This window comes from Solibacillus isronensis (assembly GCF_900168685.1).
GTDB lineage: Bacteria > Bacillota > Bacilli > Bacillales_A > Planococcaceae > Solibacillus > Solibacillus isronensis_A.
The window spans coordinates 217,372-238,530 of record NZ_FVZN01000014.1; the positions used below are offsets into that span (position 1 = coordinate 217,372).

Genomic DNA, 21,159 nt, shown 5'->3' on the forward strand with positions numbered 1-21,159 from the left:
TCGAAGGTCATATCGAGTAAATGAGGCGGATAGACGGTGTGAAAGTGCATGCGCTTACCCGGGGAGGTCTGACAGAAATGCGAAGTACCCTTCATAACCTACTTGGTGACAAGTAGCTGAACTGTCAGAAGTCAGCAGAGGTCATAGTACAAGTAAGTCTAGAATTACTTGGAAGGACCGAACGATTAAGAGAGAATAGCCCTTGGCTTTCCAACTGGATGTATGAACACAGAAAACAGAGGAAACCTCACGCTTAGAAAGTAGTGGTGAATCCCACGAGGGTATTTGCGGAGGGTGTAGTCCAGTTGGGCAAAAGAAGAACAGCTATTCACGGAAAGGAACGAAATGGTGATGTTGAATCAAATTTTGGAACGGCAAAACATGATACAAGCATTAAAGCGAGTTGAAGCGAATAAAGGGAGCCATGGAGTAGATATGATGCCCGTACAAACCTTACGACAGCACATCCTCGAAAATTGGGATACCATTAAATCGAAGATTTTGGATGGAACCTATGAACCGCAACCAGTACGTCGAGTCGAAATCCCGAAACCAGACGGTGGCGTGCGTTTATTAGGGATTCCAACCGTAACAGACCGTTTGATTCAACAAGCCATCTCGCAGATTTTATCAAAGGAATATGACCAAACATTCTCGGATCATAGCTATGGGTTTCGCCCAAATCGAAGCGCTCATGACGCTATCCGAAAAGCGAAAAGCTATCTAAAAGAGGGACACCGATGGGTCGTTGATATGGACTTAGAGAAATTCTTTGACAAGGTCAACCATGACCGTTTAATGGCAACATTAGCGAAACGAATTTCAGATAAACCATTATTAAAACTTATTCGCAAATATCTCCAAGCCGGTGTCATGATAAATGGAGTAGTTTCAAGTACAGAAGAAGGAACACCACAAGGTGGCCCTTTAAGTCCATTACTTTCAAACATTGTGTTAGATGAATTAGATAAAGAATTAGAGAAACGTGGACTTAAATTTGTTCGATACGCAGATGATTGCAATATTTATGTGAGAACAGAACGTGCAGGATTACGAGTAATGAAGAACGTACAACGATTTATCGAAGGAAAACTTCGTTTAAAAGTTAATGAAAAGAAATCAGCCGTAGACCGCCCATGGAAACGCAAATTCTTAGGGTTTAGTTTCACATTTCATAAAGAACCTAAGGTTCGCATTGCGAAATCAAGTCTCGTCCGAATGAAGAAGAAAATACGAGAAATTACCTCACGTAAGATGCCATATTCCATGGAATACCGAATCGAAAAGTTAAACCAATATTTAATAGGATGGTGTGGATATTTTGCTTTAGCGGATACACACTCTATCTTTAAAACATTAGATAGTTGGATAAAACGAAGACTACGTATGTGTCTGTGGAAGAATTGGAAGAAACCTCGAACAAGAGTCAGAAATCTCATTCGCCTAAAAGTACCTTATGGGAAAGCATATGAATGGGGAAATACCCGAAAAGGGTACTGGCGCATTTCAAATAGCCCCATATTACACAGAACCCTCGGCAATTCCTATTGGGAGAGCCAAGGGCTGAAAAGTCTGCAAGTTCGTTATGAAACTTTACGTTATTCATCTTAGTTGAACCGCCGTATACGGAACCGTACGTACGGTGGTGTGAGAGGTCGGGAGTTAATCACTCCCTCCTACTCGATTGATGATTTAGTCTTCTAATATAATAGGTAGATTTTCTAATAAATTTGTAAAAGTTCTAATAAATTGTCCGTTTTCTAATAAAAAGTTAGTTTCTTCTAATAAGTACTCCTCATTTTCAAATATCGCTGTTCGAAGTTCTAATAAGTCAGTTGGAACTTCTAATATAGGTATTGATTGTTCTAATAAACTATTTAATGCGAACAAATAGACGTAGTATGGGCTTAGATATAGTTGAACTTACAACCGAAATACATGAAAGTGCTAATATCGGTAGCGGAAGTTCTAATAAAATGTAGAAATCATCGAATATGTTCAACAATCTTTCTAATAAAATTGGTTAAGTTCAATAAGATTCTTGCTGTAAGTTATCAACTACATAAAACTATAAACTATTGTATAATTATGCTAACTAGTTTAAGAGGAAGGACTGAAATAAATGAAGAAGTTTTTCTATGGCTTAATTCTTACTGCGATACTTGTTATTATTTCAAGTGTTATAGTAAGTGGCCATTCAGTACAGGCATCTACAAATCCATTTACCGATGTAAAAGAAACGAATTCCCATACAAATGCAATCGTCTTTTTATATAATGAAGGAATTATTACAGGCGTAACGAGTACAACTTATGAGCCGGGTAAATCGGCAACACGTGGGGATGCAGCATTATATTTAGCGAATGCATTAAATCTGCAAAATAGTACTGCACCAAATCCAGGTTTTAAAGACGTTCCAACATCAAGCAAATATTATAAAGCTATCGCTGCATTACATAGAGCAGATATTGTGAACGGTTATGGCGATGAATTCCGTCCAAACGCAACATTGACACGTTCCCAGTTAGCGAAAATGGTAACGATCGGCTTTGAATTACAGCAATCTACTACGACAAAGACGAAATTTACTGATGTCAATAAATTAACGGATACTGCAACGAAGAAGTACATTCAAACATTAGTAGATTACGGAATTACAAAAGGTACGACAGCTACCACATTCAGCCCGAATATGAAATTGACACGCGCCCAGTTAGCGACATTTTTATTTAATGCAATTGAAGCTTCAAATGACTTTATCGTTATTGGTGTAGAATAAGGAAGCTTTTTGGCAATGCACTTGAGTTTTAATTAAGCTCAAGTGTTTTTTTATGGGGGAATTTAGAGAAGTAGAACTTTAGAGGAGAGAAGTATAAGGTTTCGGTTAGAAATAAGAATCGGTGCTAGATATTAGCTGTTTGGCGGCAGAAAGTAGAACCTTCGCTCGGGAATGTAGAATGAATCGCGAGGAAAGTAGAACTTTAGAAGAGAAAAGTAGATTCTCCCAGCCCGAAAGTAGAACCCATAAACTTTATTAGCCATTTACCTGAAGAAAGTAGAACCTTTGCTCTGAAAAGTGGAACGAATCGCGAGGAAAGTAGAACTTCAAAAAGGAAAAGTAGAAGCTCTCCTCCCGAAAGTAGAACCCGTAAACTTTATTAGCCATTTACCTGAAGAAAGTAGAACCTTTGCTCTGAAAAGTGGAACGAATCGCGAGGAAAGTAGAACTTCAAAAAGGAAAAGTAGATACTCCTCACCCGAAAGTAGAACCCGTGAAATTTATTAGCCGATTCCCTTTAGAAAGTAGAATCTATACCCCGAAAAGTGGAACGAATCACGAGGAAAGTAGAACTTCAGATGGAAAGGTAGAAACCCTCTGCCTAAAAGTAGAACTTCAGAAGAGAAAAGTAGAAAATCTCCGCCCGAAAGTAGAACCCGCCCCGATTGCTAACAGAACCCCCTACTCCAATAAAGAAATCCCTAGCAAAGGTAGAGAGAATTTCCATCGTATCTCGACAATTAGCGTGCTACACTTACAATGAATATTATTATTCTATTAAAAGTTGTACATTTCAGTGAAATATATGGCGATATTCGGTATAATTTATACGTTATTGAAATAAAAGGAGGGAATCTGTCGAATGTTGAAAATAAAATCAGCACTGTTAGCCTCGCTACTATTTTTATCCACCGCGCTACCAACCGCAACGTATGCAAATGTACAAGGCACAGTTGAAGCTGAAAATCCAACAGTACAAAATTCAACCACTACTACAACTCAAACTACGGATTCCGGTAATAATCCGGTAGTTCAAGAGGAAACGGTTACAGATGAAAAGGAAGCGGAATCTACTTCTGCTGACGAAAATGCTGAACAGACAACAACACCTGCTCAGCCAGAAACACAGACAGAAGCATCTCCGGAAAACGAGGAATCAGTAGAACAAGAGCAAGATTCTCCTGCAAATACTGAACAGCCTGCAACTGAGACGGAACAGAATGATTCATCAGAGGAGCCAGCTAAGCAGCCGCTAACAGGTGAGAAATTAACGGTTAAGCAGAAGCTTGCGGATGTACCTGATAGTTTCTGGGCTAAAAATGAAGTGATGCAGCTTGTAGAAATGGGCGTTATCGGTGGTTATCCGGATGCACAGTTCCGTCCAAACTTAAATATTAACCGTGGACAGGCAGCAAACCTGTTTAAAGGTGCATTAAAGCTTCCGGACGGTAAATATCAGAACAAGTTTTCAGACGTAAGTACGAAATCAAGCTTTTTACAAGGTGTATTTTCTACATATGAAGCAGGTATTTTTGGTGGTAAACCAGACGGACGTTTCGGTGTAGCGGATGCGTTAACACGTGAACAGATGGCAACGACTTTAGTGCGTGCATTTGATTTGAAAGACACAGGTAAAGAACTGACGTTTAAAGACTGGAACAGAATCAGTGAGTCTCACCGCGAAAATGTTAAAATTTTAGCGCAGCATGGTATTACAACAGGGCGTGAAGACGGCACTTTTGATCCGAAAGCAACGGTTAACCGTGTGACGTTCTCGGTAATGCTTCACCGTGCGCTTGTCGCAACAAATAAAATTGCGAAAAATGAATATAAAGTGCAAGCAGCAGAAGTATCTAGTAATTTTAAAAACAATCGTGAAGAAATGAACTTTGCACAAGTAACATCGGATGAAAACCCGCTATATCTTCGTTCAACAGCAACGATTGTATTTAAAGGGACAACAACTGAAACTTACGGCGTTGCAAAAGATACAGTTTATAATTATGCAGTCGGAAACCAAGGTGCAACTGTAAAAGTAACGGTTCGTTCATTGGAAAACGGCGATGATTTTGTATTTACAACATTGACGAACAAAGGGAAATCAAAGCTGACTGTGGATTTATTCCATAAAGCAACGAATGTAACGAATTTCCGTCTATATCGTTATGATCGTTTCCCAATCGAAAAAAATTCTGCGGATGTATTTGGCTTTGACTCGTCATCATACCCGACAGGATTATTACGCATTATGGAGAATGAAAAATTGGCGACAGATCGTATGGTCGGACAAGCATATCGTTCAAAACAATTAACTCAAAGCTATAAAGATACGGGCGGAACAAGTTATATGCGTGATTTAGAGTCTGAGTACGAAGCGTATTCACAAGCATGGCTTGGCGAAGATTTATTCAGCTACTATACACTAGTTTCTAACGGTAACGACATTGTAGATACTTGGTATATGAATTCAAATGAGCGATTATTTAAGACAGACGAAAATATGAATGGCTGGATGCTTGAAACGGCGCTTAACTATAAAAAGCGTAACAACTGGTACACAGCTGAAGGTCCATACAATAAAATGGCAACTACTACAGAGCCAATGCCGAAATCTTTCCAAGGATTCGGGCGTAATCTATTGTTAGTAAAAGAAGACCGCGCACTTGTTTTATTAAAGGAACAGGGCGACCGTTATTTTGCAAACTTAGTGAAAAACTCGTTCATTAACTTGAATAAGTTCAAAGGCGATGCGACTTACTGGAAGACTGAAGTAACGAGTACGTATTTGAAAAACTTATTTGGCATTACAGCACCATTCATCGATACGCGTTTCAATGAGCAAATCGCGTTATTCTACTATAATTCCGGAGCTGAGTTTAATATGCCGAACTATAAAGAGCCATTACGTAATTATGCGGATCTTTTAGCATCGCGTAAACAGGCTGGGCATGTAATTAATGTCGCTAAAGACGCTTATTATATTTCGGATTATTTCCCTGTGAATCAGCAGGTGACAACACATGCATCGATGAACCATGTACTTGGTGGCATGAATGTACTATTGTTGGCATATAAAGAATTCCAGGATCCTAAATATTTAGAAGCGGCCAAATCGATTAGCCGTGCGTTACAAATTGAGAAGAACAAGTGGATCCGTTCAAACGGAGATATTTGGTACCGCGTGAATCCAAAAGGTGAATTTGCCGGTGATGATTATCAGCACTTAACGCTTGAAGATTTGATTAACGCTTATAAATACTGGAAAGATGTAGATCCATCACAATTACCGGTATTTGAAGAGATGCTGATTTCAAAGGCGAATTATTTATCGAAAAACCGTTTAGGTCACACATACAAAATTAAAAATGGTCTGGAAGAAATCGGCATGTCCGAGTATTTACCGGAAGGCAAATTATATACAGACGCATTATAATAAAAAAATCACTCTATTCCTTATTGGATAGAGTGATTTTTTTGTTGAATGGGTGGCTTAAAATGTCGATTACTTTGAGGAAGTGGCGGATAAATATAAAAAGTATCTATTAAATCCGGGAGTGTCGATTATCTCTTGTAAAGTGTCGAATGCTTGATATCGAATGACTAAAATACTTATGAAAATGGCTAATAAGTGCACAGCTTTGACTAATATGTTTAGTAAATTGGCCAATAAATTTGGTGAGTTACGGGCTTTTTAACTTTACAATGCATATTGATGAATAAGGATGTCCTTTTGTCGAAGATTTATTGAACATCCATCCCTTTTGCAAAAGCTCACTATCCCTAAATCCTTTTCCTTATACATTAACTAACAACCTGTGAAAATATGCCGATAATTAACTTAGGATTATGAACAGAAGCACTACCCATGAAGGAAGGGATAAAACGATGAAGAAAAACTTGAAGGTTGGATTGATGGCGGGGCTTTTAATTACTCCGGCAATCGTCGCGCAAGCTGGAGAAGCAGAAGCGAGTGAAACACCGACTCCTTTTAATGTCGTAGCTTCAGTTACTGCAGAAGGATTATTGAACAGTTTTAAAGCAGCCAATGAAGAATCCACAAGTGCGACATTAACTCAAGAAAGAACAATTTACGATACATATAAAGATGATGAAACATTTGCGGATATCATGCCGCTGATCGATGCAAAACTGACATATTTAGAAAAATACACGCAACTCAAGCAAGATGCAGCACAAGTAAAAAGTTTAATTTCAAAGTTAACGAATACAAATAAAAGCTTGGTTTCCGACAGACAAGCAGCACTAGAGGCACTGGAAAATCTAAATGTAAATTTGGAGAATGTCGGCAGTGAGTTAAGCAATGCTGTAAACGGTAATGCAGGTACGTTTTTGGAAACATTACTGTATTACGATGAAAATGGTCAAACGGATTTCATTAATAAATATGTTACAGCGGCATCTTTAAGTCATCTGCAATCTTTTGAAGAACAAACGACAGCCATTGAGCAATTTATTGGAAGTTACATTAGTCCGGTCACGACATTTACCGCTCAGGAGTCATTTAGTAAGGAAAGCTTTATTAGCGCTGTAGCTAACGTCCGTACTGCATTTAATGAAATAAAAGATCTTACTTTTAAAAATATATTGAAAGTTCAACTAGTAGAAAGTAATGCAGGAATTGAACAATTTATAAAAAATGCAGAAGCTGATATTAAAAAGGCACAAACGGTTGAAGATAAAATTAAAGATTTAGTAGAAAACCCGCCAACTGCAACAACGTTTAATTCAAAAGTAAATGCTCTTGTTAAAGAATATGGACAATTAACAGATGTTCAAAAAAAACTGGTACCAAACGCGGATGAATTAAAACCGTATGAAAATGTATTAAACGTAGTAAACGAAATTACGAGAATTTCTAAGCTACCAGCAAATACTGAAGAATTCCGTGAAGAGGCGGAAAATGTAGAGACTCTATATAATGCTCTCGATCCATTGGATACACGTCTTGTAGTGAACTATGACAAATTACTAGAAATGCAAGCGGCAATTGAAAATGCAAAAAAAGTTGAAACAGAAATAGTAAAGATAGATTCAGCGAAATATGAAGAGAAAAGCTCAATCGTTGCAGATGCAAGAGCAGCGTACAATGCATTACCAACAACTGAGCGCAAATATGTATTAAAAGATTTATTGGATCTCCTTACATTATGGGAAAAATCAACGGCAACCGCTGCAACGATCAATAAACAAATCGTTGCGATTAAGACAGATGTATTTGCGAATCTGGATGATGAAAAGCTGACGGACACGAAAAAGCGCTCAACTGTCACTTCATTTATCACAAAGGTGCGTACTGCGGAATCTTCGTATGCCAAAATTAATGAGCGGGAGCTTGTCCAAAATCGTGATCGTCTTGAAGCTTTAATCCCGATAACAAAAATTGCTGATCAAGTAGTGAATTTGAACGTCACGAGCACTACTTATGCAGAGGATTTAGTATCAGCGGAAAATAAGTTAAACGAATGGAATTCATTAAAAGAAGCGATTCCTCCAAATGAAGCAGCAAATATCGAGAAGCTTCATCAATTTTTAACGTCCTATTTGCGATTACAAAAAGAGGAACAATCTACCGCGGCAAAATTGGATGCTGATATTCTTGTCTTCCAAAATGCTGAATTAGTTGATTTGAAGCAAATCGATGCAGCTCGTGAAAAATATAATTCTTTATCTGCAAACGGCAAGCGTTTAGTAGAAAATATTAAAATTTTAACAGAGATTGAAAAGGCGAACAAGGCAGTATTAAGTACAATTCAGGCAATCAGTCAAATTGATGTAATGGCAAAAGACTTTACACGTAAAATGACTGCAGCTGATACTTCTTTTAATAAACTTGAAGAGCCTATGCAAGGGCTTGTCTACAATAGAGATAAACTAGTTGAGCTGTTGCCGTTCGCAAAGCTGATGCTGGAAATTGATGCAATCCGCCCGACAGCAGCAGAATTTAAGGTTAATCTATCTAAAGTGCAAAATGATTTTGAAAATATATTAAAGGGCTATACTGCTCCTGAAGAACCAATTACGGATATAGAAAATATTCAATTAAGGCTCTTTACCGAATACGGTAAAAAGTTAACGGACTATGAAGTGATTGTTTCAGATTCGTTTTCAATGGAAAGCCGAATCGATGCACTGCAAACGAAATCCGGTGAAGCATTCATCACCGATTTAGCGGAAGTATCGGCAGCATACAAAAAACTGGATTCTGCAACGAAACGCAATGTCGGGAACTCAAAAATTTTAACGGAGCTAGAACGCGACTACAAAGCATCATTGAAAGTAATCGATCTTATTGAAAAATTGCCGGTTCATACAGACCGAAATTATTCATCAAAGGTAGCGGCAGCCCAAAAAGCGTATGACCGGCTGACAGATAAGCAAAAGCAAGATGTTTATAATTATGGCACGAAGCTGGGCAATATTATAAACGTTGCGGATTTAATTAACCGTATTGAAAAACTGCGTGTCGGCTCAAAAACATATGAAGCCGATGTCGCGGCAATACGTGCGGAATATCTAGCGTTGACTGCTGCGGAGCAAGAGCTTGTGCATAATATTACGAAACTTGCAGCTGCAGAACAAGGTGTTTCCGACGCCAAACAAGTAATTGCACTCATTGATGCAGCGGTCCCTATGACAGAGAATTATATTCAAAAACTAGTCGATGCGCGAAACAGCTATGATAGTCTGGCTAAATCAGATCAGCGTTTAGTAACGAACTATAAAGACTTAACGACTCGCGAGCGCGGTGTAAAACCGGTTTTAAAATTGGATAACGATATTTTAGCATTGGATCCGTCGAATGCACGTACATTTATTTCTAAATATAAATCAGCTGAGAAAGCATATGAAAAACTAACAATGTCTGAACGCTCACTGCTCATCAACAGCGATAAGCTATTAGGAGATCTTACGACAATTTATAATGTAGTAAATGCGATCAATTCGATTAAGCCATCGAGCAAAATGTTTGTAGAAGAGACGGCAGCAGCAAGAGCGTTATATAACGAATTGCCGGCTGAGTTAGCCGCACAAGTGTCGAATTTATCGACATTGCAGGAACATGAATTGAATGTGGAAGGCGGCGCAAAGGTAGATGCAATGATTCGTGCATTAAATGCAGCACCGGCGAATGAATTTATCGCAAAAATAAAAGAAGCGCGTGAAGCCTATAAATCGTTAAGCTCGGCCAACAAAAAAGGCGTAACACTCGAATTCGAATTAAAAGAGCAGGAAAAGTACATTAAACCAATCGAAGCGGCAATTAAAGCAATAGATGGCTTAAGTGATCCAAGAAATGATTTGAGCCGTCAATTCAGTACAGTCAATAATGCTTTAAAAAAGTTGGATGATAAACAAAAAGAGTATGTAACGAATATGGACCAATATTCAAACTTGTCCAATGTAATCCATGTCTATACACTGATTGCCGGATTAAAGCCAAGCGACAAGTATTATCAAGGGAATATGGAAGCCGCAAAGCTGGCATATGACAAGTTGTCTGAGGAAGAAAAACTGAAGGTTACAAACTATTACAAATTACAGAAAGCTGTACTCGATGTAACGGAAGTCCAAAAGGTAACGTCAATCATTGCCTCATTGAATTCTTCTTCAAGCAGTTTTGATACAGATGTTATGAATGCAGTAACGGCATATAAAGCACTTCCTTCCGGGTCTAAGCGCCAAGTACTGAACTACTCTGTACTTCAGCAAGCTGAAAAAGATTTAAAAGCGGCGGAACGTGTTATGAAGCAAATTGAGGATCTGGATTCATCTTTAAGAACGTATGCTTCAAGAGCGAAGTCTGCGAAAACAGCTTATGATCGCCTGACTATCAACCAAAAATCTTTAGTGGAAAATTACAATAAACTGCAGGCTGCTATTTTTGAATTAGGCTTGTAATTTTATTGAAAATACTATAATTTAATTACTGTACCCCAAAAGGTAGAATGGAAAATCTGCCTTTTGGGGTATTTTTTAGTGTAAACTTAGATTAAAGCAAGACGCATATTTATAGAAAATAAGAAAGATTTCTGTCGAATTTGGCATGAAATTTCTATTTCGTGGCTTTTAAGTTAGTTGTAAAGTTTACTGTTAAGAGAAAAGTAATTAATACATTGTATAATAATAGTTATGGACTGATAGGGGGGGTTTGATGAAACGGGTTTTAATTATGGGGTCTATCATTGCGTGTTTATTACATGCACCATCTTCTGAGGCATATGCAAAAACGTCTCCAACTTTCACCGATGTGAAAAGTACGTATTGGGCAGCACCAGTAATATATGAGCTAGTTGAAAAAGGATTTATGGAAGGCTATACAGATGGTACATTCAAACCGAACAGTACGACCACTCGGGCTGAGGCGGCAAGTATTATTGCAAGAACGATGGGCGTACAACTGACGAGTGATTTTGTTCCGGATTTTACGGATGTTCCTGCAGATCACCGTTATTATAAAGAGATTTGTAAACTAGCAGAATTGGGGATTATTCAAAACGCTAGTGAGTTTCATCCTGAAGCCCCTTTAAAGCGTGCACATATTTCAAAAATGATCGCCCTCGCCTATGCGGTTGAAGTCGATCAGAAAAACAAGACATCTTTTAAGGATTTGCCTAAAAGCTATTGGGCAAAAGATTATATTGAATCCCTGGCAGATGTGGAAATTGTAAAAGGAAAGACTGCAAAAACTTTTGAACCGAATGAATTTGTTACTCGTGCTCATGTAGCTGCACTCACAATGCGCGGTATGGAGTTTAAGGATAAGGTTAAAAATTTGGATGTAGTATATGACTTTTTGCAAAAGGATTATATTGATACAGTGAATCATCATAAACAGTGGGAGAAAAAAATATTGGAGCTTGTTAACAAGGAACGGGCTGCTAAAGAACTTTCACCGCTTATGCAAGACAAGAAGTTAACACAGATCGCCATCATTAAAGTGAAGGATATGCTGAAACGCAATTACTTCGAACATAATTCACCTTTTTACGGCAACCCGTGGGATTTAGCGACGTTATTCGATTATGAGTATACAAGCTATGGAGAAAATCTGGCCCGAAACTTCGAGTCACCGGAAACAACGGTAAAGGCTTGGATGGCTTCACCGAAACATCGTGATAATATTTTAAAAGAAGTATATACACATATGGGCATCGGTATTGAACAGTCGAAAAATGGAAAATATTATGTAGTTCAACACTTTTCTAGTAAATGAAATGGTAAATACTAGTACCTTACATTACAGTAATGTTACAAATTTTATTCCATTAATATAAATATTCTACAAAAAAACACCAAATCTCTGCGTAAATACTGAGATTCGGTGTTTTTTGTTTTTATATCAAAATACTAGAAACTGTTACACAAGTGAAAAATAATATCACAAATATATATGTTACCCTGTTATTAGGTTAAATAAACATGAACAAACAAGTTTTACGTTATGTTATACCTCGAATATTCATCACGAGGCCTATTTTGAAGGGAGTTCCATTTTAAAGTGAAAAAGAAAATCTTATTACCGATCTTTGCAACTTTCATGATTTTTTCAGGTGTAGGGATGGGTTCAAATAATACAGCACAAGCAGCATCAGTTTCAGAATTAACAGCAACAGCTTCTAAATATATCGGTGTACCATACGTTTATGGAGGAACAACAGCACGCGGGTTAGATTGCTCTGGATTTACTCAATTAGTATTCAAGCAATTAGGTTTTGACTTAAACCGTACAGCAGCTGCTCAATATAAACAAGGTAGTGCCGTTTCAAAATCAGATTTACAACCAGGCGATTTAGTATTCTTTAATACAACTGGTAAAACAGCTTCTCACGTTGGTATCTCATTAGGAGGTAATAAATTCGTTCACGCTGGTACAAGCACAGGCGTTACTGAAGCAAGTTTAACTTCTTCTTACTGGGCGAAGCGTTATAACGGAGCAAAACGCGTAGCAAGCTTTGGAGAAAGTCAAAAAGTAGTTGCAGCAGTGTCTTCAGTTGAAAAAGAAGAAGTAAAAGATTCAGCAATCGATTTCACGGTTTATGCATCACGTGGTGAAGTAGCAATTCAATTAGCAAAAACATTAGGTTTAGATACATCTGATACAAATTCACCATTTACAGATATTAAATCATCATCAAAATATGCAGGTGCAGCAACTGCACTATATAAATTAGGCGTTTTCACTGGTGACGAAGGTAAATTTAATCCAGCTTCACCATTAACACGTGCTCAAATGGCAAAAGTGTTAGTAAAAGCATTTGACTTAAAAATGAAACAAGATACTTTAAACTTCACAGATGTACCAACATCTCACTGGGCACATAACGACATCTCAATCTTAGCATCGAACGGCATCACAGTAGGTAAAGGTGACGGCACATTCGGTACAAACGATAACGTTATGTTAAAACATTTAACAGCTTTCATTAACCGTCTACAATAATAAGATTGGCAATACCAATACTTAATGAATAAAAATTAGTAACTTCTACATATCTCAATAGATATCCACCTTGCAGGGAAGTACTTACTAATAGTTGTTGAAACACAGACAAATTTGTCTGTGTTTCTTTTTTTTGTGGTTGGGGCTTAGGCTGTGTGCTGCTTTATTAGCCAATTGCGGAGAAAAAGTGAAAATAATTTCGACTGTAGTAGAACGTATGCGAGTGAAAGTGGAGAGTTTCGTTGCTAATGTGGAAGAATTTACTGCTGAAGTAGAAAGTTGTAACTTTATTAGAAGATCTCAGAATGAAAGTAGAAGCTTTTGCATCAAAAGTAGAACGGTTGCCAGGGAAAGTGAAAGCTGCAGTTCATAATGTGGAACAATTCAGATCGAAAGTAGAAAGCGGTAACCTTATTAGAAAATCTCTGAGTGAAAGTAGAAACTTTTCATTCTAAAATAGAATGTTTGTGAGAGAAAGTGGAAAGTTTGGCTGACAATGTGGAAGAGTTTTAAGATAAAGTAGAAAGTCTAATTTTATTAGAAAATCTCTGATTGAAAGTAGGTGCTTTTCTATCGAAAGTAGAACGTTTGCAGGAGAAAGTAGAAAATTTCGCTGCTAATGTGGAACAGTTCCCAGCTGAAATAGAAAGCGGTAACTTTATTAGAAATTCTCTAAATAAAGGTAGAAACTTTCCCATCAAAAGTAGAACGTTTGCCAAGAGAAGTCGAAGCTGCAGCTAAGAAAATAGAACATTTCATACCTAAAGTAGAAAGTGAAACTATATTTGCCAATTTTGGACTAAAAGTAGAACCCCTTTCACCTAAAGAGAATCTCTCATCTCTTACAGGAAAAATATCACATTCTACTTCCTACAAACTAGAAAAATATTAACTTTCTAAGTCAGTTACATATTAATTTTATGAATAATTTGGTAAAATGGGAACTATCTAATAGAGGGGAGGATTTTAACATTGTCTTTGCGCAATCTTGTCGTGACGGTGACAATCATCTTCATGGCAATGTTCCAATTGAATACGGCATATGCTAGTACAAGCTTTGCCGATGTCCCTTCTTCAAACGGGGCGTATAATGAAATTAACTATTTAGTAAATGCGGGTGTCATAAAAGGGTATACGGAAAATGGTAAAACTCTTTATAAACCGAACGCCCATGTAACCCGTGGACAAGCTGCTAAAATGGTCGTTGTGGCAACAAATAACAAGCCTTTAACTGTAAAAAATTCTTCTTTTTCTGATGTTACATTAGGAACAGAACTTTCGGGCTATGTAGAAAGTGCGTTGGAATTAGGATTTTTCTCTGAGCAATCTAAAGGGAAATTTGGACCGAACACACCTTTAACACGAGAAGAAATGAGTAAAGTGCTGGCCATTGCATTTAAATTAAACACGGCTCAAACAGAAAAGCTGGAAATTCCATTTAAAGATATTAAACCGACGTATGGCTACTATCCATACATCGCAGCGATTTACTTTAACGGAATTACAATGGAGGCCGATAAATATAATCCAAAAAATTCAGTAACACGTGCGCAGTTCGCTTCATTTATCGCTCGTGCATCTTCTGAAAAATATCGTTTACCATTGCCAGTACAAGGGGTGAACGTACCGGACGTTTCGACAGCAATTGCTTCTGTTAAAGCAAATGTTAATAATTTAAATGTCCGCACATCTGCATCTTCTTCAAATGCATCAAATATTTTGGCGAAAGTAAATACAGGAGCAGCATTTTCCGTATTTGAAATCCAGAAAGACGGTTGGCTGAAGGTTTCACATGAGGGACGCTATGCCTATGTTTATAAGGACTATGTAGATTTTATAGATGAATCCGGCAAGCTCCTTAACAAAGTCCAAAAGCATGTTTACGCATCGGGCAACATTCAAGCATATGAAAAGCGTGATGTCGCTTCAAATAGTGTAAGCTCGATTGCGGCGAAAGAGAAAATTGCTGTTTATAATACGATTGGCAATTGGTATGTCACGTTAGTAAATGGTTTACCTGCCTATGTACGAGTTTCTCAAACAGAGGATTCATTACAGACAGAACCTGTTACCCCTCCAGCAGTGGAACCGGAAAAACCGGTAGTGGAAGAGGAAAATAATGTACCGAACCCTCCTGCTGAAAATAGTGGAGAAAATGAACAACCAGTTACGCCGCCGCAACAGCTATTGACGAATACGGTAGGCAAAGCGACAGTTGATGCTTTGCAGATTCGTGAGTCGGCTTCAGGTACTTCACGTTCACTTGGTCAAATTAAGCGAGGAACATTAGTGGAAGTCCATTCGGTATCAGGTAGCTGGGCTAAAATAACGTATAACGGTATTAACGGTTATATTAATAAAACATATTTACAACTTCTTAATCAAAAAGGACCTGCTGTAAAGGATCGTATTATTGTTCTTGATCCAGGTCATGGCGGTAAAGACCCAGGTGCTGTTAAAAGTAATGCACGTGAAAAGGAAATCGTTCTAAAAGTTGCGAATCTAGTAAAGCAGAAGCTTGAAAAAGATGGTGCGATAGTAAAAATGACGCGTTCAGGTGATACATATCCTAGCTTAGAGGATCGTGTTCGATACGCTAAAAATGAGAACGGTGAAATTTTTATCAGTCTTCATGCAAATGCAGCAGCAAAGGAAGCGGCAAATGGAACGGAAACATTCTACAGTGTTACTTCCAATGCAAATGAAAAAGAAGATTTAGCGTTGGCAACAGCCATTAATAATGAAATCGTTAAAAACGCAAAAATGTACAACCGTGGTGTAAAACGCGCAGACTATGTAGTTATTAAAGGAAACGTGATGCCTGCTGTTTTAGTGGAGCTCGGTTTCATTACTAACAATGCAGATAGAGAAAAGCTTATATCTGACGAGTATGTCGAGATTTTTGCCCAGTCTATTTACAACGGTATTGTGCAGTATTATACGAAATGATTGAATGAGCAGCTTCCTGATTGAGAGGGGGCTGCTCAGTTTTTATTTATGTATGATGTTCTAATATGTTCCCCAGAAGCTCTAATATCCTGGAAAATGTTCTAATAAAAGTGCCAAGTTCTAATATAATAGGCATTTCTTCTAAAATGTCATCCGGATGTTCTAATATCATACCCAGAACTTCAAATATCCTAACCCAATTTTCTAATAACCTTCCCAACTTTTCTAATAAATTGTCAATCTCAATATTCTAGTCCCAACTACAAAAAAATCCAGCACTTCCGTAAAAGTACTGGATTAAAAATTAATTTCCTGGAATTAATTGAACTAAATCAGAGCGTACCCAACCGTATTTTGCTGGAGGGTTATTGTCTGACAAAATTTTGTACCAAACATAGCCGTCTGTACCTTTCGTTTCTTCAACGATTGCGACAGGATAGCCGAACACGCCTGTTTCACCTACGTATTTCGCTTTATAAGTGAAGTGGATTGGCGATGATGTTGTTGGTTCATTACGCACATTTACTAAATGGCCATTTTCATATGATACGAATGCCAATTTCGCTTGTTTGTAATCTTTTTTACCGAAGCGGTTGTCCATGCGGTACATATGACCGGCAATTTTACTGCCCCAGAATGGATCAGATGCATAGTGAACATTCATGCCGGATGTTTTATTCCCCGGTACTGCACCTTTTGCATAACCACCTGATTGAGGCACGTACTTCAGATTGACATAGCGGTTAATAAACGCTAGAACACTATCGTCACGGTTTTTATATACTTGACCTAATGTTGGATCAGTGTCGAAAACTTCAATACCAAAAATGTTGTTTTTCGTCAGTGCATTTTTACTTACTCCGTAATCACCTTCATGCATTGCTGCAGCTAAAATGAATAGGGCATTGACATGATATTGTGATTCTACCTGCTTTAAAAATTTCCCCATCCCGATTAAACGAGATTCTACCGTTGCTTTGGCATATTGTGGTGAATTTTTTAGTGCCTGGCGCTCTGTTAATAATGTCATAATTATATTGTCCAGTTCTTCAGCTGTATAGTTAGATGGCTGACGAATCGACTGGAATTGGAAATACGGATAATGTGTCCCTACTTTTTTCGTTAATAGAACGTCAGAGTAGAAATTTACACCATCTTGGCTGTAATATTGTGCGCCTGGTTTTATAAATGCAGGTGCTTCACTCACTACATAATTCCCGTAATACTTTTGTGTAATATGGTTATACGTACGATGTGTTAAGTAACCACCTTCAGCAAAATAGTAGTCTTGTCCTTTAATTAAGCTTGTTGGTGTTAATGTTACTTCATCAATTTTTGCATAGCCTTTTGTATCAGCTAATTGAACGATTGCATACTGATCATTACTTCCGATGTATTTAAACTGAGAGCCTTCTACAGCATACGATAACGATTTCGTGAAGTTTTTATCTGAATAGATTGTTACAGTGTTTGCTTTCGTATCAGCTGCTGAAGCGATACCTGAAGACATTTTAATGATTTTGTCGCCTTTAATAATTAAGTTTGAACCAGTACTTTTTAACGCTGACTCTGCTTGTTCGTAGTTAAAATAAACAGTTGAGTTTTTCGTTATTACTCCATTTGAAATTTTACCTACATAATAAATATTAGGGTTTGGAGCAGGCGTTTCCGTCGGTTCTTCACCTTCTTTTACAGCAAATGTTTCGATTGTCGTTTGCATACGGAATAAAAATGCTGCGGCATGAGCGATTGTCGCATTGCCTTGAGGTTCAAAGAATACCCCATTTTTCGTATGTGATCCACGGATAATATTGTAGTAAACGTTTGTAGCTACAGCCGGTTTGAACTGATCGCTAATTTTGCTGTTATCCTTAAACGTTAGCGGCTGTCCTTCCAACGGCACGTTTGAATAACGCAATGCTTTTTCCAAAAGTGCTGCCATATGCTGGCGCGTTATTTTTTCGTTCGGACGGAATGTGCCATCAGGATAACCGCTTAAAATGTTTGATCCGGCAGCTGCCTGGATTTCACGTGTCAGTTCGTTACCAGCTTTTAAATCTTTAAAAGTGTATGTAGACGAATCTGGTAATTTAAGTGCGCGGGTAATATAAGAAGCAAATTCTCCACGCGTAACGGCACGGTTAGGATTGAAATTTCCTTTGCTGTCTGGTCGGATGACATTTTGATTAGACCAATATGTTAGTTCATTTACCATTTGATGGCCTTTTATATCATTTGCATGAGATGTTGATTGTGTTGTGAAAGACAGAGCAACGACTAATGCGAATGCTAGTCCAACTATTTTTTTTAACACAGATTCACGCTCCTTTCCTATATGATGATATTTTACCAATATATGAGCGAGAATCATAGATGAATCCTAATACTTTAGATGTTTGTAATATAAATGTAATTAAAAAGTCCTTTAAAAACTAGTTTAAAGATAGGGAAAAAAGAGCTCTGCAATATAAGAGTTGAAGATATAAAAAAGAGTGAGCCGGGTTAAAGCTCATATAAAACTTAATGTGAAAATAAGTGGGGGGGTCTTGCGATTGAAGGAAGAGATGAATGAGAAGGGCACACTTTAAAAAGAGTCGTATTTTATCTATCTATTAAATAGGAAATCGAATAAGAATTATAAATTTAATGCTTTCGATATTTTTTTTATTTCTTTCGTTAAGTAATGAAGCTGTTCATGAACTTCCTGGAGATCCACGTTATTTTGGCTGTAGTTACTGGCCTGCTGTTGTGCTTCCTGCAGTGCAAGAGCGGACGCAAATGTTGAAATCCCTTCCGCTAACGTAGCTAATAAACCGGCCAACACCTCGAGTGAAGCGGCTTGAATTATTGGATTGTTATCGATTGGCGGTTCATTATTTTTTTTACGGTTATTTTGCAATACTACGACCTCCAAAATAGTGATGTATATATTTTATGGTTTTGAGGAGTAATTATGAATGGCTAGGTGGAATTTGTTTCGGGAAGTTTTAAATCTCTTTAGTCTATTTAATGGTAAAATTTAGATCCATTCAGATGATATGGAAAGTTAAGAGATTCCCGAATATAAAGATTTGAAGAGAGGCAAAAATTTTGTCTCTTTTTTTATGTCCAAATATGGTTCCTATTTTTTTAGGACCGAAAAACCATTGATCTGACAATTATTCTAGTAATTTAGGGTGTGTTTTATACTCTCATTGAATTATAATTGTAACCATATTATACTTAAGTTCGTCTTAATCCACATGAGCAAAACTCATCTAAAAATAGAGAACTACATATAGGAAAGGGTTTGGGACATCTATGAATGACATTTCTGTCAAAATGAATAAAAAAGAGTGGCTCGAAATATTTGGGGCAATTCTTGTACTTGTGGCGGCCATACTGCTTCCGCCTTCGATAGCGCAAATTAGTACAGCTATTTTCTTTGTACTCTTCGCATTTTTTAAGCCATTTCAAAGTTTAGTAATTTTAGTACCGTACGTTATTTTCCGTACATTCTTTATTGAACTGAACCCTGGTCTTAAACTCATCGGCGATTTAATTACGATCGTCGTATTGCTGCGTTTATTTTTATTAAATACGAAGAAATTTAAAACTTGGTTTCATTTCAAACCATTTGAATACTTCTTCTTCGCCTTTTTAATCTTCGGTGCAATCATTGGATACAAAAACGGTGTATCACTTGGTGCCATCGTCTTCCAATTGCGTACATTCGGCGTTATGTATTTACTGTATTACATCTTAAGCCGCAGTGAATTGCCGAAAAACTTCCTTGTGAAATTGGCATGGGTTACGGTATTTTCAGGTGCCGTTATTTTCATTCAGGGGATTGTCGAAAAACTGTCGATGCGCCAGTTATTAATGCCGGAAGTATGGACGGAAAAAATACTTTCTTCAACAAACTTCGTGCGTGTCTACGGTATGCTGAACAATCCAAACTCATTGGCATTAGTCATGTTCTTTGCCATTGCCGCAGTATTTTTCCTGCGATGGGCATATAAAAACAATGAATTTAAATGGACGTTCCGCATTGCTCAGGTCGCTTTCTTTGGAATGCTGTTATTGACACTTTCACGGGGGACATGGATTTCCGCGTTCGTGCTAGTCTTATTCTTTATGCTGCTATCACGTAATTGGCAGTTATTGAAGAGAATTGGCATTTCATTTGTTGTAGCAATCGCGCTTATTTATTTCCCTGTAAACTGGGGAGTATCGTTTTTACAAAACTTAGGTGTGGAAAATACGGTAGCGCCTGAGGAAATTTCAGGTGGTATCAGCAATCGCTTCACGGAAACATTCTCGGACGACACTTTAGAGCTTATGCAGGAAAGTGGTCGTATGTTCTATATTAAAAAAGGATTTGAAGTGCTGAAAGATTATCCGATTACAGGTGCCGGCTTTGGTACATTCGGTGGTTCAGCGACTTTATCATATGACTCACCAATTTATGAGGAGTACGGTATCCGTTCTGATATTTACGGAGGTAAAAACTTCTATTCTGATAACCAATATATCCAGGTTATTGCTGAGACAGGAGCAGTCGGCGTTCTATTATTTGCTGGCTTCTTACTTGCGATGGTATGGATGTACTGGAAAGAACGTAAAACAGTCTTCGGACAATATTTATTCGGGCTATGGTTTGCAACAGGTGTAGCAGGCTTCTTCTATAATATTTGGGAATTAAAAGTATATGTACTGTTCTACTTTATTCTTTTTGGAATATTTGCGAGTATGCGCACAATGTATCCAATGCTCAAGCTCAGCGATTACGAAAAACAAAAAGCAGAATAGATCAAGGAACTATCTTCTTAGGAGGGTAGTTCTTTTTTTATATTAAAAGGTTGCTGGAATATATTTATTCAGCAAAATACAATATGTAATATTTTGTTGGAAAAATCGATAATTTGTAAAATGTAACAAAAGATTAATAGTCTCACACGCGAAAATTTGTTAAGGTTAGAGATAGGAC

At 37.6% G+C, this 21,159-nt stretch carries 12 protein-coding genes; 10 read left to right on the forward strand and 2 right to left on the reverse strand.

Going from position 1 to position 21,159, the window contains the following annotated elements:
- The first annotated feature begins 348 nt into the window (after positions 1-348).
- From ltrA to B5473_RS09780, 9 genes are all read left to right on the forward strand, one after another.
- A complete protein-coding gene (gene ltrA / locus B5473_RS09745) occupies positions 349-1,611 on the forward strand; it encodes a group II intron reverse transcriptase/maturase (RefSeq protein WP_079523941.1) in 1,263 nt (420 codons plus the stop codon).
- 511 nt (positions 1,612-2,122) lie between these two features.
- Positions 2,123-2,779, forward strand: coding sequence for an S-layer homology domain-containing protein (locus B5473_RS09750; RefSeq protein ID WP_079524688.1), 657 nt, complete (start codon positions 2,123-2,125; stop codon positions 2,777-2,779).
- Between the two features lie 862 nt (positions 2,780-3,641).
- A complete protein-coding gene (locus B5473_RS09760; RefSeq protein ID WP_079524690.1) occupies positions 3,642-6,212 on the forward strand; it encodes an S-layer homology domain-containing protein in 2,571 nt (856 codons plus the stop codon).
- A gap of 452 nt (positions 6,213-6,664) precedes the next feature.
- On the forward strand, positions 6,665-10,699 hold the full coding sequence (locus B5473_RS09765; RefSeq protein ID WP_079524691.1) for a hypothetical protein: 4,035 nt from the start codon (positions 6,665-6,667) through the stop codon (positions 10,697-10,699).
- A 253-nt stretch (positions 10,700-10,952) separates the two neighbouring features.
- Entirely contained in the window at positions 10,953-12,014 is a 1,062-nt protein-coding gene (locus tag B5473_RS09770; RefSeq protein WP_079524692.1) for a CAP and S-layer homology domain-containing protein, read from the forward strand.
- 285 nt (positions 12,015-12,299) lie between these two features.
- Positions 12,300-13,241 (forward strand): C40 family peptidase, encoded by a 942-nt coding sequence (locus B5473_RS09775; RefSeq protein WP_079524693.1) that lies wholly within the window; start codon positions 12,300-12,302, stop codon positions 13,239-13,241.
- Between the two features lie 305 nt (positions 13,242-13,546).
- Positions 13,547-13,696 carry a hypothetical protein gene (locus B5473_RS20650; RefSeq protein WP_176142063.1) on the forward strand — a complete coding sequence of 50 codons (150 nt, stop codon included), beginning with the start codon at positions 13,547-13,549 and terminating at the stop codon, positions 13,694-13,696.
- 257 nt (positions 13,697-13,953) lie between these two features.
- Positions 13,954-14,133 carry a hypothetical protein gene (locus B5473_RS20480; protein ID WP_139377724.1) on the forward strand — a complete coding sequence of 60 codons (180 nt, stop codon included), beginning with the start codon at positions 13,954-13,956 and terminating at the stop codon, positions 14,131-14,133.
- A gap of 80 nt (positions 14,134-14,213) precedes the next feature.
- Positions 14,214-16,190, forward strand: coding sequence for an N-acetylmuramoyl-L-alanine amidase (locus B5473_RS09780; protein ID WP_079524694.1), 1,977 nt, complete (start codon positions 14,214-14,216; stop codon positions 16,188-16,190).
- Positions 16,191-16,494: 304 nt separating this feature from the next.
- Here the strand turns inward: B5473_RS09780 and B5473_RS09785 are convergent, their stop codons facing one another.
- Entirely contained in the window at positions 16,495-18,504 is a 2,010-nt protein-coding gene (locus B5473_RS09785; RefSeq protein WP_254865286.1) for an S-layer homology domain-containing protein, read from the reverse strand.
- A 321-nt stretch (positions 18,505-18,825) separates the two neighbouring features.
- The gene (locus tag B5473_RS09790) at positions 18,826-19,089 is read right to left on the reverse strand and encodes a multidrug ABC transporter ATPase (protein WP_079524696.1); all 264 of its coding nucleotides are present in this window, start codon (positions 19,087-19,089) and stop codon (positions 18,826-18,828) included.
- 422 nt (positions 19,090-19,511) lie between these two features.
- On the opposite strand from B5473_RS09790, the gene B5473_RS09795 reads away from it, so the two are divergent.
- Positions 19,512-20,981: an O-antigen ligase family protein gene (locus B5473_RS09795; RefSeq protein WP_254865287.1), complete on the forward strand. Its 1,470-nt coding sequence runs from the start codon at positions 19,512-19,514 to the stop codon at positions 20,979-20,981.
- Positions 20,982-21,159 lie beyond the last annotated feature (178 nt).